This window comes from Pseudomonas psychrophila, assembly GCF_001043005.1.
GTDB lineage: Bacteria > Pseudomonadota > Gammaproteobacteria > Pseudomonadales > Pseudomonadaceae > Aquipseudomonas > Aquipseudomonas psychrophila.
The window spans coordinates 1-668 of the sequence record NZ_JYKZ01000065.1 but is presented as its reverse complement, the minus strand read 5'-3'; the positions used below and the strand labels follow the sequence as shown (position 1 = coordinate 668).

The following is a 668-nucleotide window of genomic DNA, read 5'->3' as shown; positions in this document are numbered from 1 at the left end:
ACTCTGGAGCGCATGTAAGTTGGCCGCCAAGAAAAAACCTGCCCCAAAGCGCGGCGCCAGCCGGTATCAGGCACCGACCAAAAAACCGATCCCGGGTTGGCTATGGATGGCCATCGGCCTGACCGTAGGCGCCTTTATCGTTTTTTTGATGAAGCTCGAGCCTGGCAAGGGCGACGACGTCAAACGGGTCAAGCAAGAGCAGCAAAAGGCTTCGCAAGTCGCTGAGGCCAATAAAACCGCTCCGAGCCCGACGCAGCCGGTCAAGCCAAAGTACGACTTCTATACGCTGCTGCCCGAGTCTGAAGTGATCGTGCCGCCAGAGGCCGTACCGGAAAAAACCCTGCCGACGCCACAAACTGCGCCATTGAAGCCGGTGACGCCTGCCGAGGCGGCAAAAATCGACACGGTCCGTGCTCAGGCCGCCCTGAATGGCCTCACCCCGCCACCTGCGCCACCGGTGGCCAAGGCGGCACCGGTGACCAAGTTCTTCCTGCAAGCGGGCTCGTTCCGCAAGCAAGCCGATGCCGACAAGGTGCGTGCGCAAATCATCCTGCTCGGCCAGTCCGCCTCGGTCGAATCGGGCACGGTGAAAGACGAAACCTGGTATCGAGTGCTGGTCGGCCCGTTCAGTAACCGCGAACAACTGACCGTGGCCCAAAAGCAATTGG

At 60.8% G+C, this 668-nt stretch carries 1 protein-coding gene; it reads left to right on the top strand.

Annotated features, from left to right (window positions below; all coding sequences use genetic code 11):
* Positions 1 to 19: 19 nt before the first annotated feature.
* Positions 20 to 668: SPOR domain-containing protein (locus tag TU76_RS24080; RefSeq protein WP_048352662.1), on the top strand; the 649-nt coding region annotated here is incomplete at its 3' end.